Source organism: Oerskovia sp. USHLN155 (assembly GCF_037145535.1).
GTDB classification, from domain to species: domain Bacteria; phylum Actinomycetota; class Actinomycetes; order Actinomycetales; family Cellulomonadaceae; genus Oerskovia; species Oerskovia rustica.
The window spans coordinates 62,003-79,391 of record NZ_JBBCXG010000007.1; the positions used below are offsets into that span (position 1 = coordinate 62,003).

Genomic DNA, 17,389 nt, shown 5'->3' on the forward strand with positions numbered 1-17,389 from the left:
GATGGGGAACACTTACCGCCCGGTAGCCCCGGTAGCCCCGGTAGGCCGAGTGCTCGTGTGAGCGCTCACCACGCACGACCGACCATCCAATCGACTGACAGGGCCCAGGCCCGCAAGAACCGTTCGACGCCCACGGCGGGCGCAGCGGGACATCTCAAGGAGGAGATCATGTTCAACAAGACCACGGCACGCGTGCGGTTCACCGGGATCCTCGCAGGCGCAGCGGTCCTCGCGCTCGCGGCCTGCAGCGGCGGCAGCACCGACTCGGCGGACGGCACCGCCGGAGCGGGCGGAGGCGGCGAGAACATCCGCGTCGGCTTCTCCCAGCTCGGCGCGGAGAGCGGCTGGCGCACCGCCAACACCGAGTCGGTCAAGGCCAACCTCACGGCCGAGAACGGCATCGACCTGACGTTCGTCGACGCGCAGCAGAAGCAGGAGAACCAGATCAAGGCCCTCCGCGACTTCATCGACCAGGACGTCGACGTCATCGCGTTCTCCCCGGTCATCGAGACCGGATGGGACGAGGTCCTCCAGGAGATCAAGGACGCCGAGATCCCCGTCGTCCTCGTGGACCGCACGGTCGACACAACGGTCGAGGACCCGTTCGTCACCTGGATCGGCGCCGACTTCACGGCAGAGGGAGTCACCGCGGGCGAGTGGGTCGCGGAGAACGCTCCCGACGCCAAGGTCTTCGAGCTCCAGGGCACCATGGGCTCGGGCGCCCAGACCAACCGTCAGGAAGGCTTCCGCTCGGTCGTCGAGGACCAGATCGTCGGCGAGGCGACCGGCAACTTCACGCGCGCCGAGGGCAAGGCGGCCACCGAGGCAGCGCTCCAGGCCTACCCCGACATGAACCTCATCTTCGCCCACAACGACGACATGGGCCTCGGCGCCATCGAGGCCATCGAGGCCGCGGGCAAGGTCCCGGGCAAGGACATCCAGATCGTCACGGTCGACGGGGTCAAGGACGGCCTGACCGCGCTCCTCGACGGCAAGTTCAACTTCGTGGTCGAGTGCAACCCGGCCTTCGGCGACCAGCTCCTCGAGCTCATCAAGCAGGTCGCGGCCGGCGAGGACGTCGAGAAGGAGACCATCGTCGTCGACCAGGCGTTCGACCAGACCATCACGCAGGACGTCATCGACGCCCGCTCGTTCTGACGCGCAGCACCTGACGGCCCGCCCGGCCGCCGCCCTCCGCGGTGCGGCGACCGGGGCGGGCGCACACACCGCGCGGCAGGGACGAGCCCCTCGTCCCTGCCGGCCGGTGCCTGAGCTCCAGCCCCTTCCCCAGGACGGAAGAACACATGTCAACGACGACCGCCGCGTACGCGGCGCCCGTGGTGGAGATGACCGGGATCACCATCGAGTTCCCGGGCGTCAAGGCTCTCGACGGCGTCGACCTCACCCTCCGCCCCGGCGAGGTCCACGCCCTCATGGGCGAGAACGGCGCCGGCAAGTCCACTCTCATCAAGGCCCTCACGGGGGTCTACCAGATCGACGCGGGCCGCATCGTGGTCTCCGGTGCCGAGCACCGGTTCACGCGGACCCGCGACTCCCAGGACGCGGGCATCAGCACCGTGTACCAGGAGGTCAACCTCTGCTCGAACCTCTCGGTCGCCGAGAACATCATGCTCGGGCACGAGATCCGGTTCGGTCCTTTCATCAACTGGCCCGCGACGCGCCGCAAGGCCCGCGAGCACCTCGCCCTCCTCAACCTGGACATCGACCCCTCGTCGGCCCTGTCCTCCCACTCGATCGCCGTGCAGCAGCTCTGCGCGATCGCGAGGGCCATGGTCGTCGACGCGAAGGTCCTGATCCTCGACGAGCCCACCTCGAGCCTCGACAAGGCCGAGGTCGCCGAGCTCTTCGACGTGATCCGCTCGCTGCGGGACAAGGGCGTCGCGATCCTCTTCGTGTCGCACTTCCTCGACCAGATCTACGAGATCACCGACCGCCTGACGATCCTGCGCAACGGACGGCTCATCTCCGAGCACCTCACGAAGGAGCTTCCGCGCATGGAGCTCATCTCCGCGATGATCGGCAGGTCCGGGGAGGCCCTGGCCGACGTCGAGGAGCGCGCGCACCGCGTCGCCTCCGAGCACGACGAGGAGCCTCTGCTCCGGGCCGTCGCGCTGGGACGCGACGGCTCGGTCGAACCGTTCGACCTCGACGTGCACGCGGGCGAGATCGTCGGCGTCGCGGGCCTGCTCGGCTCGGGCCGCACCGAGGTCGCCCGCCTCCTCTACGGTGCCGACAGGGCGGGCAGCGGAAAGCTGACCTTCGACGGCGCGACGCGTGGCGCGGCCCCCCTGACCTCGATCAAGCGAGGCGTCGCGTTCTCCTCGGAGGACCGCAAGAAGGAGGGCATCATCGGGGACCTCACGGTCCGCGAGAACATCGCCCTCGCGATGCAGGCGAGCCGCGGCCCGTGGCGCCCCGTCCCGGCCAAGGAGCTGGACGCGGTCGTCGACCGCTACATGAAGGCGCTCAACGTCTACCCGGCGAACCCGAACATGCTCATCAAGAACCTGTCGGGCGGCAACCAGCAGAAGGTCCTCCTGGCCCGCTGGCTCGCGACCGCACCGCGCCTCATCATCCTCGACGAGCCCACGCGCGGCATCGACGTGGGGGCCAAGGCCGAGATCCAGCGGCTCGTCGCCGAGCTGGCAGGCGACGGGATGGGCGTGGTCTTCATCTCGTCCGAGCTCGACGAGGTGCTGCGCCTGAGCCAGCGCGTCGTCGTCATGCGTGACCGCCAGAAGATCGGCGAGATCACCAACGGCCCGGACGTCACGTCCACCACGATCCTCGAGACGATCGCAGCGAGCGGGAGCGCATCATGAGCACGACCACCACGACTCCGACGACGCCGTCGGCGTCGCCGCCCGTGTCCGGCGGTCCCGCACCGCGTGCCGCCCAGGGCGCGCTGCGCCGCGTGACGCACCACCACCTGTTCTGGCCCGTCGTCGCGCTCGTCGTCATGCTCCTCGCGTGCGGCCTGCGCAGCCCCGGCTTCCTCGACGTGACGATCATGGACGGCCACCTGTTCGGCCAGCTGATCGACATCATGCGCGCGAGCGCGACCCCGCTCCTGCTCGGCATCGGCATGTGCCTCGTGATCGCGACGGGCGGGATCGACCTCTCGGTGGGTGCCGTCATGGCGATCTCGCTCGCGGTGTCGCTGACCTACATCGACGCGAGCGGCACGGGCGGGACGGTCGGCACCGCCCTGACCGCGGTCGCGATCGGCCTCCTGGTCGCCGCGGTGATCGGCGCCTTCAACGGCTTCCTGGTCACGGTCCTGGGCATCCAGCCGTTCATCGCGACCATGATCCTCATGGTCGCGGGTCGCGGCATCGCGATGCTCATCACCAAGGGCCAGATCACCACGACCACGAGCCCGCCCTTCAAGTCGATCGGCTCGGGCTTCGTCCTGGGCATCCCGACCCCCGTGGTCATCGCCGCGGTCGTGTTCGCGCTGGTCGCGCTGCTGGTGCGTCGGACGGCCCTCGGCATGCTGGTCGAGTCGATCGGCATCAACCGCGAGGCCAGCCGCCTCGCGGGCGTCCAGTCGCGCAACATCACGTGGTTCGTCTACCTGCTGTGCGGCCTCCTGGCCGGGCTCGCGGGCATCGTCTACGGCGCCCCGACGATGGCGGCCGACGCCAACAACATCGGCCTCATGAAGGAGCTCGACGCGATCATGGTCGTCGTCCTGGGCGGCACCAAGCTCGACGGCGGCAAGTTCAGCCTCGCGGGCGTGGTCGTCGGGGCGCTGCTCCTGTCGACGCTCGAGCGGGCCGTGGTCATCTTCCACATCAGCTCGCAGATCACGCCGCTGTTCAAGGCGCTCGTGCTGATCGTCGTGTGCATCGCGGCGTCCGAGCGTCTGCGCTCGCTCCTCACGTCCCGACGACCGAGGAAGCGACCCATGCCGAGCGCGGGCGCGGCGACGACGAGTGCGAAGGGGGCAGCAGCATGAGCACCGTCCAGACGGCGCCCCGGGCGTCGAGGAATCCCCAGCAGGGCAAGGGGCCGCGCGGAGGCCACGACACGGGCTTCGTCGCCCGCCTCATGACCAACCCCGTGGTCCGCAGGCTCTCGGACCGCCGGCTCCTGCCCGTCACGGGCACGCTCGTGGCCCTCGCGGTCATCCTGGTCGTGGGCCAGGTCCGCTACAGCACGGACCGCCGCGACTTCCTGAGCATGCGGCTCTTCTCCAACCTGCTGGTCGACAACTCGTACCTGATCGTCCTGGCGATCGGCATGACGTTCGTGATCATCACGGGTGGGATCGACCTGTCGGTCGGTGCCGTGGTCGCCCTCGTGGGCCTGGTCGTGGCCAAGCTCCTGATCGCGGGGGCGCCGCTCCCCGTGGTCCTGATCCTGGGCGTGCTGATCGGCACGACGTTCGGCCTGCTGATCGGCGTGATGGTCCAGTACTTCGACATACAACCCTTCATCGCCTCGCTCGCCGCGATGTTCCTCGCGCGCGGCCTGGCCAACGTCGTGAGCGTCCAGTCGCTCGCGATCAAGGACGAGGGCTTCGCGGCCCTGGCCTCGTGGAAGATCAAGTTCGGCGAGGGGCGTGAGGCCTGGAGCATCAACCTGAGCATGGTCGTCGCGTTCGTGGTCCTGTTGATCGCGATCTACCTGCTGCACTACACGCGCTTCGGCCGCACGGTCTACGGGCTCGGCACGGGCGACAACGGCACGGCCGTGAACCTCATGGGTCTCAAGGGCAGCTCGACCAAGGTGTGGGTCTACGTGATCAGCGGCACGTGCGCCGGGATCGCGGGCATCCTGTTCGCCCTCTACACCAAGTCGGGCTTCAACCTCACGGGCATCGGCATGGAGCTCGACGCGATCGCGGCGGTCGTGATCGGTGGCGCGCTCCTGACGGGTGGCGGCGGGTTCGTCCTGGGGTCGGTCGCGGGCGTGCTCGTCTACGGGCTGATCCAGGTGCTCATCGCCCGCGAGGGCCTGGACTCCTGGTGGACCAAGGTCTTCATCGGCGTGGTCCTGCTCGCGTTCGTCCTGCTGCAGCGGGCCATGACGTTCCGTCAGGGACGAGGGGCCGCCACCTAGCACCTCCCAGCACCACCGCCTCGCGCGGGTCGGCCATGGAGCCGGGCCCCGTGCGAGGCGTCACAGCGCGGACCGTCGAGGGTGACGGGCCGAGAAGGACCCGGAGGCCACCCCCTCCCGGTCGAGCAGGTCCCGGCTGGTACCCGGGACGGGCTCGGACGACCGGGAGGGCGTGGCTGCCGGGCGCACCCCGTACAGCAATGGAGCGCACGGGATACACCCGGCATCGCTCCCTTCCTCGTCGCAGCAAGGTTGGAGCAACGTGATCATCTCTGATTCCCCTGCCCGCAGCACGACCCGTGGTCGGACGTCCCGTCCGTCCCGCAGCCGGACGGCACGACCGTGGGCGGCCTCCGTCGCGGTCCTCGCGCTGGGGGCGACCACCGCCCTCGCGGTCACCCCGTCGGCCTTCGCGGCCGCCGAGCCGGTCCTGCCGGCCGGGGCCTGGGTCGACCAGTTCGACGCGGCCGAGCTCGGCTCGGCCTGGGACGTCGTCAACCCGGTCCCCTCGGCGTGGTCGCTCGCGACGACGCCCGGGTCGCTGACCCTGACGTCCCAGCCGGGCGACACCTACCAGGAGGCGAACACCGCGAAGAACGTCTTCATGGTGGACGTCCCCGTGGGCGACTTCACGGTCGTGACCAAGGTGTCGGCGCCGGTCGGCAAGGTCTACCAGGGCGCGGGCCTCATCGCGTGGAAGGACATGGACAACTACGTCCGTGCAGGTCTGACGTACGTGGGCAGCCTGTCGCCCTCGGCGCGCGCGATCGAGCTCGACAACGAGACGGGCGGGAAGTTCACCGCTGCGTCGTTCACCGACCGTGCGGGCTCGACGGGGGAGACGCTGCGCATGCAGCGCACCGGTGACACGCTCGCGGTGTCCTACTGGGACGCCACGGCGGGGGACTGGAAGCCCGCAGGCTCGACGACCGTGACGTTCGACGTCACGCAGGTCGGTCTCTACGCCCTCGCGGCGCAGGACGGCTCGACGCACGCCGCGACGTTCGACTACGTCGCGGTCGACGCGGCCGAGGGTCAGGACGTCGTCCCGGCGGGCACGTTCTCGCTCGTCGGTCCGGTCGACCACAAGCACCTCGTCCTGACGGACACGGGCCTGTCGTTCGTCGCGCAGCGCCCGGCGTCGCCGCTGGGCCTGGTGGCCACGGCGGTCGCCGGCGGGCCCGACGGCGCCGCGACGCTCGCGCAGGCGGGCACCGGTCTGCCGGTGGTCGTCGCGAGCGACGGGCGCCTCGCGCTCGGGGCCGCGGGCGCCGCCCCGGCCCAGGTGCGGCTGACCGACGTGGGCGGCGGCAGGCTCGCGCTGCGCGTGCCTGGCGCCGCTGCCGGGGAGTTCGCGGGAGTACGCGCCGCGGACGGAGCCCTGGTGCTCGGCGCCGAGGACGCGGCCGTCAGGCTCACGCTCACCGCGCTGTCGTCGGCCGAGCACACGCTCGCGATCGACGCCGCGGGCGAGAGCGTCGAGATGAGCGACGACCTGTACGGCATCTTCTACGAGGACATCAACTACGCCGCGGACGGCGGGCTGTACGCCGAGCTCGTGCGCAACCGCTCGTTCGAGTTCAACTCGTCGGACAGCTCGTCCTTCACGGGGCTCACGGCCTGGGAGCGGGTCGACCGCAACGGCGGCACCGCGACCACGACGGTGGTGACCGACGCGCAGCGCCTCAACGACAGCAACCGCTACTACCTCCGGCTCGACGCGACCGCGGCCGGCGCGGGCCTGCGCAACGCGGGCTTCAACACGGGCCTCTTCCTCGAGAAGGGCGAGAAGTACGACTTCTCGGTCTGGGCGCGCTCCGCCGTCGGGCAGGACCTGACCGTGCAGGTGGAGAACGCCGCGGCGGGGACCACCTACGCGACCGGGAAGGTGACCGTCGACGGCACCGACACCTGGAAGAAGTACTCGGTGACCCTCACCGCGACCGGGACCACCTCGGCCGGGCGCCTCGCGGTCCTCGCGGGTGCCGCAGGCACCGTGCGCCTCGACATGGTCTCGCTCATGCCGCAGGACACCTGGGTCGGGCCGGTCAACGGCAAGACCCACCTGCGCAAGGACCTCGCCGAGAAGATCGACGCCATGAACCCGCAGTTCCTGCGGTTCCCGGGCGGCTGCGTGACCAACGCGGGCACGTTCGACACCTACCTCGAGAGCAACGGCACCGACCGTCGGCGCACGTACCAGTGGAAGGAGACCATCGGGCCGGTCGAGGAGCGGGCCACGAACTGGAACTTCTGGGGCTACAACCAGTCGTACGGGATCGGGTACTACGAGTACTTCACGTTCGCCGAGGACCTCGGCGCGACGCCCCTGCCCGTCCTGTCGGTGGGCGCCAACGGCTGCGGCAGCACCATCCCCGAGATGAAGGACGACGTCCGGATCCAGCGCTGGGTCCAGGACACCCTCGACCTCATCGAGTTCGCCAACGGTGACGTCACGACCGAGTGGGGCGCTGTGCGCGCGGAGCTCGGCCACCCCGAGCCGTTCGGCCTGAAGTACCTGGGCCTCGGCAACGAGGAGAACACCAAGACGTTCGAGGCGAACTTCCCGAAGTTCAAGGACGCCGTGCGCGCCGCGTACCCCGACGTCCAGATCATCTCGAACTCGGGGCCGGACGACACGGGCCAGCGGTTCGACGAGCTCTGGGAGTTCAACCGTGCGCAGGAGGTCGACCTGGTCGACGAGCACTACTACAACGACCCGAGCTGGTTCCTCGAGAACGCCGACCGCTACGACGACTACGACCGCGAGGGCCCGCACGTGTTCCTCGGCGAGTATGCGTCGCGCGGCAACACGTTCTTCAACGCGCTGTCCGAGGCCGCCTTCATGACGGGCCTCGAGCGCAACTCCGACGTCGTCGAGCTCGCGTCCTACGCGCCGCTGCTCTCCAACGAGGCGTACGTGCAGTGGTCGCCCGACGCGATCTGGTTCGACAACGACGAGTCGTGGGGCACGCCCAACTACTACGTCCAGGAGCTGTTCGCGAACAACGTGGGTGACGAGGTCGTCCCGTCGGTGCACGGGGCCGACGCCTCCGCCGAGCCCGCACTGGACGGGGGCGTCTTCCTGTCCACGTGGTCGACCAGCGCCTCGTACGACAACGTCGTGGTCACCGACAACGCGAGCGGCGACGTCCTGTTCCAGGACGGGTTCGACGACGCCACCCGGTGGTCTCCCGTGACCGGGACGTGGGCCGCGCAGGACGGCGTCTACACGCAGTCCTCGACGTCCGTGACCGACGCGCGCTCGATCGTCACGGGCGCGTACGCCAAGGACTGGAAGAACTACACGCTCGAGCTCGACGCCCGCAAGATCGCCGGGTCCGAGGGCTTCCTCGTGGGCTTCGCCGCGGGCGGCCCGAACGACTACTACTGGTGGAACATCGGCGGCTGGAACAACACCCGCTCGGTTCTCCAGCGGGCCGACGGCGGCAGCGCCGCCGAGGTCGCCGCGGTCGAGAACATGAGCGTCGAGACGGGGCAGGGCTACAAGGTCAAGGTCGTGGTCCAGGGCAGCACCATCGAGCTCTACCTGGACGGCCAGCTCCAGATCTCGTACGAGCAGCCCGCCGCGAAGTCGCTCTACCAGGTCGTCACGCGCGACGAGGAGTCCGGCGACCTCGTGGTCAAGGTCGTCAACCCGACCGCGACCGCGGCGGACACGGCCGTGACGGTCGCGGGCCAGGAGATCGCGGCCCAGGCCACGGTCACCGAGATGGTCGGCGCGCCCACGGACACCAACACGAAGGCGAACCCGCGGGCGATCGTGCCCGTCGATCGGACCTGGGACGGGGCGTCCAACGCGTTCGACTACACGTTCCCGGCCTACTCGGTCACGTTCCTGCGCCTGCAGGCCGCCGGCACCGAGGCCGAGCCGGTGGACCTCGCGGTCACGGCCAAGGCCCAGTGCGTCGCGGGCCGCGCGAACCTCTCGGTGCGCGCGGTCAACGGCGAGGACGAGGCCGTGACCGTGGCGCTCACGACGCCGTTCGGGACCAAGACGTTCGCGTCGGTCGCACCGGGCAAGAGCGCGTCGCAGACGTTCAGCTCGCGTGCGGTCTCGGTCCCCGCGGGCTCCGCGACGGTCGTGGGGACGATCGGCACAGGACCCGGTGCCCGCTCGACGACGTTCGACGTCGAGTACCCGGCCACGACCTGCGGCTGACGGCCCGCACGACCAGCAGCACCTTCACGACGACCACGACCCAGCAGGCGGGGGACCGCCGGGCCACCCCCGTGGTCCGGCAGTCCCCGCCAGGGGGCGCTCAACGACGAGACGGCGAGAGGCCACGATCCACATGACCACCCGACACGACCCGGCGCAGACCGCGCCAACGGCCCGACGGAGGGCCACCCGCAGGGCGAGAGCCGCCCTCGGGGCAGCACTGAGCATCGCTCTGCTCGCCCCGATGGCCCTGGCGGGGCCGGCAGCGGCTCTGACCTCGGCCCCAGCACGCCCGACGACGGCGCTCGCCCCGGCCACGGCGCTCGCGGCCGGGGTGCCCGTCCCCACGACCGACGGCCTGAAGCTCTGGTACAGGCTCGACGAGCTGAGCGGCACGGTCGCCCACGACGCCTCGGGCTCGGGCCGTGACGGCACGCTCGTCGGCGGCGGAGACTGGACCGACGGGCAAGGCCTGACGTTCGGCGGCTCGAGCTACGTGGACCTGCCCGACGACCTCCTGGCCGGCTGGTCGGCCGTCACGGTCAGCGCCGACGTGTGGATCGACGCGTCGCTGAGCGGCAACTACTTCTTCTACAACCTGGGCAACACGGCCGTGGGCTCACCGCAGTCGGGCAACGGCTACCTCTTCTCCTCGGGCAACGCGACGTACCGCGCGTCCGTCTCGAACGCCGCGTGGGGGGCCGAGCAGAACACGGCCAAGTCGCCGTCCGCGGCCCTCGCGCGCGGCGTCTGGAAGACCGTCACCTACACGCAGGGCGCCGGCACGGGACGCCTCTACGAGGACGGCGCGCAGGTCGGCGTCAACACGGCCGTGACCCACACGCCGGGCTCGATCGGCAACGGGAAGACGACCGCGAACTACCTCGGCAGGTCCGCCTACGCGGCCGACAACCTCTTCAAGGGGCGCATCAAGGACTTCCGCCTCTACGACCGCGCGCTCACGGCCGCCGAGGTCGCCGACCTCAGCACCGCGAACGCCGCGGCGTCGCTCTCCGCCGACGCGGGCGCCCTGACCCTCGGGGACACGAGCGCCGTGGCCAAGAACCTCACGCTGCCCGCGAAGGGCGCGGGCGGCTCGACCGTCACCTGGGCGACGTCGGACGCGAGCGTCGTGACGTCGTCGGGCGTCATCACCCAGCCCGTCGGGCAGGCGCACACCGCGACCCTGACCGCGACGCTCTCGCTGCGCGGCCAGAGTGCCACCAGGACGTTCGACGTCACCGTGGTGCCCGGCACGGGCGACCAGGGCGTCGTCGACGCCGCGGCCGCCGCGCTCGAGGTCAAGAACCTCGACGACGTCCGCGGCAACCTCACGCTGCCGACCACGGGAGCCGAGGGCACCACGGTCACCTGGGCGACCACGGTCCCCACGGTCGTCACGCCGTCGGGCGAGGTCACGCGCCCCGCGCACGGCCAGGCCGACCGGACGGTCACGCTGACCGCGACCGTGAGCAAGGGGCAGGCCACGGCCACGCGCGCGTTCGACGCGACGGTCCCCGCGCTCCCCGAGCAGCAGGACTTCGCGGGCTACCTGTTCTCCTACTTCATCGGTGAGGGCTACGCGACCGGCGAGCAGGTCTACTTCGGCCTGAGCAAGGGCAACGACCCGCTCAGGTACCGGAACCTCAACGACAACCAGCCCGTGCTGACGTCGAGCCTGGGGGAGACGGGCCTGCGCGACCCCTTCGTCATCCGTTCTCCCGAGGGCGACAAGTTCTACCAGATCGCGACCGACCTCAAGATCCACGGCAACGGCAACTGGGACGCGTCCCAGCGCACGGGCTCCAGGTCGATCATGGTGTGGGAGTCGACCGACCTGGTGAGCTGGACCGACCAGCGCCTCGTCCAGGTCTCCCCGGAGACCGCGGGCAACACGTGGGCCCCCGAGGCCTACTACGACGCGACGATCGGCGCGTACGTCGTGTTCTGGGCCTCCAAGCTCTACGAGGAGGACGACCCGGGCCACACGGCCAACACGTACAACCGCATGATGTACACCACGACCCGCGACTTCTACACGTTCACCGAGCCGCAGGTGTGGGTCGACCCGGGCTACTCGGTCATCGACTCGACCGTGATCGAGCACGACGGCGAGTTCTACCGCTTCACCAAGGACGAGCGCAACAACACGTCCACGACGCCGTGCTCCAAGTTCGTGCTGGGCGAGAAGGCGAGCGAGCTGCGCTCGCTGAGCTACGACTTCATCACCGACTGCATCGGCAAGGCCAACTCGCTCGGCGGCGGCATCAACCAGGGCGAGGGCCCGACCATCTTCAAGTCGAACACCGAGGAGAAGTGGTACCTGTTCATCGACGAGTTCGGCGGCCGCGGCTACGTGCCCTTCGAGACGACCGACCTGAACGCCGACGAGTGGAAGATGTCCACGGGCTACGAGATGCCCTCGCGCCCGCGCCACGGCACGGTCCTGCCCGTGACGCAGACCGAGTACGACGCGCTGCTCAAGGGCTACCAGCCGGACGCGTTCGTCGAGTCGGCCGAGGACGTCACGGCCGTCGTGAGCGTCGGTGACGCACCGGTCCTGCCGGCCACGGTCGCCACGCGCACCGCAGCCGGCACGACCACGCAGACCGCGGTCACGTGGGACGCGATCGACCCCGCGAGCTACGCGCAGGCCGGGACCTTCGAGGTCACGGGCTCGCTCGGCGCCGGCGTGAGCGTGCGTGCCAAGGCCGTCGTGACCGTGGTCGAGGGCGACGTCCCCGTCACGGGCCTGGTGGTCTCGCCCACCTCGACGCAGGTCACGGTCGGATCGGCACGCTCGCTCACCGCGACCGTGACCCCCGCCAACGCCACGGCCCGCACCATCACCTGGACGAGCGCCGACCCGTCGGTCGCGACCGTCGTCTCCGACGGGCCCTCCGCAGGCACCGTGCGCGGCGTCGCGGCGGGCAGCACGACCGTGACCGCCACGACCGCGGACGGGTCGCGCACCGCGACCGTCGCGATCGACGTGACGAAGGAGATCCCGGGCCTGGTGGTCCAGTACCGCCTGGACGAGACGAGCGGCACGCAGGCCGTGAACTCGGCGCCGAGCAGCGCCGTCGGTCCCGCGACCGTCGTGGGCGGGGCCGCCCGCAACGGCACGGACGGCGTGCGCCTCGACGGGGTCGACGACCACGTCAGGCTGCCCGACGACGTGCTCAAGGGCCTGACGGAGATCACCGTCTCGCTCGACGTGCGCATCGACACCGCCCAGTCCACGCCCTACTTCATCTACGGCCTGGGCAACACGAGCGGGTCGAGCGGCAACGGCTACCTCTTCACGACGGGGGACGCGTACCGCACGGCCATCGCCTCGGGGAACTACACGACCGAGCAGAACACGACCAAGGGCTCGAACCTCGCCCGCGGCGTGTGGAAGCACCTGACGTACACGCAGTCGGGCACCACGGGCACTCTCTACGAGGACGGGATCCAGGTCGCGAGGAACACCGACGTGACGACGACGCCCGGCTCGATCGGGAACGGCACCACGGTCGCGAACTACATCGGCCGCTCGCTCTACTCGGGCGACAAGTACCTCAAGGGCGACGTCCGCGACTTCCGCGTCTACGACCACGCCCTGAGCGCCGAGGAGGTCAAGGACCTCGGTCAGGACCACTCGGCCGTCACGGGGGCCGAGCTCGCCGAGCTCGAGGTCGCCGCGATCGTCGACGGCGGGTCCAGCACGGTCACGCTCCCGGTGGTGCCCGGCACGGACCGCTCCGCGCTCGCACCTCGCCTGGTCGTGTCCGACCGTGCGACCGTGACGCCCGCCAACGGCTCGGTCCAGGACCTCACGCAGCCCGTGACCTACACCGTGACGGGCCCCGACGGGGCCGCGCGCACGTGGACCGTCCAGGCCAAGGAGATGCGGAGCCCGGTCCTGCCAGGCCTGTACGCGGACCCGAACATCGCGGTCTTCGACGGCGTGTACTACATCTACGCGACCACGGACGGCACGCCCGGCTGGGGTGGCAAGGACTTCTACGTGTGGAAGTCGACCGACCTGGCGAGCTGGGAGCGCTCGGCCGAGCCGTTCCTCACGCTCGACGGCGCAGCGGGCGACGTCCCGTGGGCCACGGGCAACGCGTGGGCGCCGACCATCATCGAGCGCGACGGGAAGTACTGGTTCTACTTCTCGGGCCACAACCCGACCTACGACCGCAAGACGATCGGTGTCGCGGTCGCGGACAGCCCCGAGGGGCCCTTCACCGCGCAGCCGACGGCCATGATCACCAACGGGGAGGCCGTCACGACGGGGCAGGCGATCGACCCGGCGGCGTTCGAGGACCCGCAGACCGGCACGTTCTACCTGTTCTGGGGCAACGGCAGCAACGCGCCGCTGTACGCCGAGCTGAACGACGACATGGTCTCGGTCAAGCAGGACACCATCACGAAGCTCGGTGGCCTGACGAACTTCCGTGAGGGCCTGTTCCTCAACTACCGCGAGGGGATCTACCACCTGACCTACTCGATCGACGACACGGGCTCGGAGAACTACCGGGTCGGGTACGCGACGTCGACGAGCATCGACGGGCCGTGGACCTACCGCGGCGTGATCCTCGAGAAGGACGTGTCCCAGGGCATCCTCGGGACCGGCCACAGCTCGATCGTCCAGGTCCCCGGGACCGACGAGTGGTACATCGCGTACCACCGCTTCGCGATCCCCGGCGGCGACGGGAACCACCGCGAGACGACCATCGACCGCCTCACGTTCGGTGAGGACGGGCTCATCCAGAAGGTCGTCCCGACCCTCGAGAGCGTGCCGCCGCTCGACGTGACCGAGCCCGCCCAGGTCGAGGTCGACGTCACGGTCGCGCCCAAGTGCGTGGCCGGCAAGGCCGCGCTCACGGTGCTCGTGCGGAACGCCGAGGAGGTGCCCGTCGACGTGGTCGTGACCACGCCGCTCGGGACCAAGACCTTCCTCCAGGTCGCGCCGGGCAAGCTCGCGTCGCAGACGTTCTCGGCCCGCGCGGTGACGCTCGCGGCCGGGAAGGTCAAGGTCACGGCCCAGGCCGTGCTCGACGGCGCCCCGGTCACCACGGCCTACGACGTCACCTACGCAGCGACCAGCTGCGGCTGACCTGCTGGTCGCCGCCTCGACGTGAGCAGACGCCCCTCCTGAGGGCCGATCAGGGGCGTCTGCTCACGTCGAGGTCAGGGCGCCGACGGCGCCCGCCCTGCCCGCACCACCCGCCCTGCCCGCACCACACGCACCACCGCACCACGACCCGAAGGAGCACATCGTGAGAAGAACCAGGGGGCGTCTCGTTGCGGCGAGCGTCGCCGTCGCCCTGACCACCGGGCTGACGACCACCGCCGTGGCAGCCGCCGATCCCGCCCCGCCGGAGGCCGGGCTCGTCGCCTGGTACAAGCTCGACGAGACGAGCGGCACGTCGGCCGCGAACTCGGCACCGGGCTCGACCTTCGGGGCCGCCACGGTCGCCGGGGCCGCGCGCAGCGCGAACGGCATCACGCTCGACGGGACCGACGACCACGTCAGGCTCCCCGACGGCCTGCTCAAGAACCTGACGTCGGTCACGGTCGACCTCGACGTGCTGGTCGACACGGCCCAGGCGACGCCCTACTTCATCTGGGGCATGGGGAACACGAGCGGCTCGAACGGCAACGGCTACCTGTTCACCACGGGCAACGCCTACCGGACCGGCATCGCGTCGGGCAACTGGTCGACCGAGCAGAACACGACCAAGGGGTCGAACCTCGCGCGCGGGGTCTGGAAGCACCTGACCTACACGCAGACCGGAACGACCGGGACCCTCTACGAGGACGGTGTCCAGGTCGCGCAGAACACCGCGGTCACCACGACCCCCGCCTCGATCGGTGCCGGGACGACGACCGCCAACTACATCGGGCGCTCGCTCTACTCGGGCGACAAGTACCTCAAGGGCCAGGTCCGCGACTTCCGCGTCTACGACCGGGCGCTGCCTGCGAACGACGTCGCGGCCCTCGCGCAGAAGACCTCGGCCGCGGCCGCGGGAGCCGACGCCGCCGCCCTCGACCTGGGCGACACGAGCGCCGTCACGAGAAACCTCACGCTCCCGGTCACGGGCGCGCAGGGCTCGACCATCGCGTGGGCGACCTCGCACGCGGACGTCGTGACGCCGTCGGGCAGGGTCACCCAGCCCGCCGCCGGACAGCCCGCCGCGAGCGTGACCCTGACGGCCTCGGTCACGCGCGGCGCCGTGACGCTCCCGCGGACCTTCACCGTGGTCGTCCCCCCGGCGCTCGACGACGCCCAGGCGGCCGCGTGGGACGCGCAGCACGCCGTCGTGACCAACATCGCCGACGTCCGCGGCAACCTCACGCTCCCGACCAAGGGGGCGCAGGGCTCGACCCTGACGTGGACGTCCTCGGCGCCCGGCACCGTGAGCGAGACGGGAGTGGTGCACCGCCCCGCGCACGGCGCGGGCGACACCGAGGTGACCCTCACGGTCACGGCGACCAAGGGCACCGCGACCTCGACCCAGCCCCGGACCGCGACGGTCCGCCAGGCCCCCGAGGCCCAGGAGCCCGCGGCGTACTTCTTCCCCTACTTCAAGGGCGAGAGCACGGCCGACGGTGAGGAGATCTACTTCGCCGCGAGCCAGGGCAACGACCCGCTCAGGTGGCAGGAGCTGAACGACGACAGGACCGTCCTGCGCTCGGGCCTGGGGGAGAAGGGCCTGCGCGACCCGTTCGTCATCCGTTCGCCCGAGGGCGACAGGTTCTTCCTCGTCGCGACCGACCTCAAGATCTACGGCGGCAACAACTTCGGCAACGCGCAGGAGCGCGGCTCGCTGAGCCTCATGATCTGGGAGTCGACCGACCTCGTGCACTGGTCCGACCAGCGCATGGTCAAGGTCTCGAGCGACTACGCGGGCAACACCTGGGCCCCCGAGGCGTTCTACGACGAGGCCGCGGGCGAGTACGTCGTGTACTGGGCATCCGCCCTCTACCCGACGACCGACAGCAGCGACCGCAAGATCGCCACGAGCTACCAGCGCATGATGTACGCCACGACGCGTGACTTCGTGACCTTCAGCGAGCCGCAGATCTGGGTCGACAACAAGCGCGGCACGGGCCTCGGCATCATCGATGCCTCGGTGACGAAGGTGGGCGACACGTATTACCGCTTCATCAAGGACGAGAAGTACATGACGGTCCGGAGCGAGAGGTCCACGGACCTGCGCGCCACGAGCTGGGACCTCATCACCGAGAACATCGGCGTGGGCCAGCCCAACGGCTACGGCGGCACCTTCACGGCGGGCGAGGGGCCCACGGTCTTCAAGTCCAACACCGAGGGGAAGTGGTACGTCTTCATGGACCAGCCCAGCTACCACGGCGGCAAGGGCTACGTCCCGTTCGAGTCGACCGACCTCGACTCGGGGGTCTGGACCAAGTCCGAGCCCGCGACCCTGCCCGTGAGCCCTCGCCACGGCACGGTGCTCCCGGTCACGCAGGCCGAGTACGACCGCCTGCTCTCGCACTACCAGCCCGACGCGTTCGTGGCCTCGGCCGCCCCGGTCACGGTCACGACGGCTGCGGGCACCGCGCCCGTCCTGCCGACGACGGTCGCCGCGACGTACGGCGACGGTGCGACCAAGGACCTCGCGGTCACGTGGGACGCGGTCGACCCCGCGTCCTGGGCGCAGGCCGGCACCTTCGCGGTCAGCGGGTCGTTCGGCCCGTCGATCACGGCGCGGGCCACCGCCACGGTCACCGTGACGGCCCCCGTCGACCCCGAACCCGACCCTGACCTCGCGGTCGAGGTCTCGGCCACGGCGAAGTGCGTGGCGGGCAAGGTCGCCGTGTCGGTGCGAGCGGTGAACGGCGAGGACGTGCCCGTCGACCTCAAGGTGACCTCTCCGTTCGGGTCCAAGACGTTCACCGGCGTGGCTCCGGGCAGGTCGGCGTCCCAGGCGTTCGCGACGCGCGCGGGCTCGGTCGAGACGGGGGTCGTCACGATCACCGCGAGCACGACGGGCGCCTCGCCCGTGACCGCGACGATCGAGGCCTCGTACCCGGCCCTCGCGTGCGGGTGATGCGCTGACCCGACGACTGCCGTGGGGCGAGGTGTCCTGCCTCGCCCCACGG

7 protein-coding genes are annotated in these 17,389 nt (G+C 70.5%); all 7 read left to right on the forward strand.

The window, feature by feature from the left end; translation table 11 throughout:
* Nucleotides 1-168: 168 nt before the first annotated feature.
* The 7 genes from WFH32_RS11360 to WFH32_RS11390 all read left to right on the forward strand — a co-directional run bounded on the left by WFH32_RS11360 (nt 169) and on the right by WFH32_RS11390 (nt 17,337).
* The gene (locus WFH32_RS11360; RefSeq protein WP_191791700.1) at nt 169-1,158 is read left to right on the forward strand and encodes an ABC transporter substrate-binding protein; all 990 of its coding nucleotides are present in this window, start codon (nt 169-171) and stop codon (nt 1,156-1,158) included.
* Nucleotides 1,159-1,304: 146 nt separating this feature from the next.
* On the forward strand, nt 1,305-2,843 hold the full coding sequence (locus WFH32_RS11365) for a sugar ABC transporter ATP-binding protein (RefSeq protein WP_191796660.1): 1,539 nt from the start codon (nt 1,305-1,307) through the stop codon (nt 2,841-2,843).
* A complete protein-coding gene (locus WFH32_RS11370) occupies nt 2,840-3,982 on the forward strand; it encodes an ABC transporter permease (RefSeq protein ID WP_191796659.1) in 1,143 nt (380 codons plus the stop codon). Before WFH32_RS11365 ends, WFH32_RS11370 begins: the two co-directional genes overlap by 4 nt.
* A complete protein-coding gene (locus WFH32_RS11375; protein WP_225228216.1) occupies nt 3,979-5,088 on the forward strand; it encodes an ABC transporter permease subunit in 1,110 nt (369 codons plus the stop codon). The genes WFH32_RS11370 and WFH32_RS11375 overlap by 4 nt, the downstream gene beginning before the upstream one ends.
* A gap of 262 nt (nt 5,089-5,350) precedes the next feature.
* Nucleotides 5,351-9,271 carry an alpha-L-arabinofuranosidase C-terminal domain-containing protein gene (locus tag WFH32_RS11380; protein WP_336707491.1) on the forward strand — a complete coding sequence of 1,307 codons (3,921 nt, stop codon included), beginning with the start codon at nt 5,351-5,353 and terminating at the stop codon, nt 9,269-9,271.
* 244 nt (nt 9,272-9,515) lie between these two features.
* Nucleotides 9,516-14,378 carry a family 43 glycosylhydrolase gene (locus tag WFH32_RS11385; protein ID WP_336707493.1) on the forward strand — a complete coding sequence of 1,621 codons (4,863 nt, stop codon included), beginning with the start codon at nt 9,516-9,518 and terminating at the stop codon, nt 14,376-14,378.
* 163 nt (nt 14,379-14,541) lie between these two features.
* Nucleotides 14,542-17,337 carry an immunoglobulin-like domain-containing protein gene (locus tag WFH32_RS11390; protein ID WP_336707495.1) on the forward strand — a complete coding sequence of 932 codons (2,796 nt, stop codon included), beginning with the start codon at nt 14,542-14,544 and terminating at the stop codon, nt 17,335-17,337.
* Nucleotides 17,338-17,389: the final 52 nt, after the last annotated feature.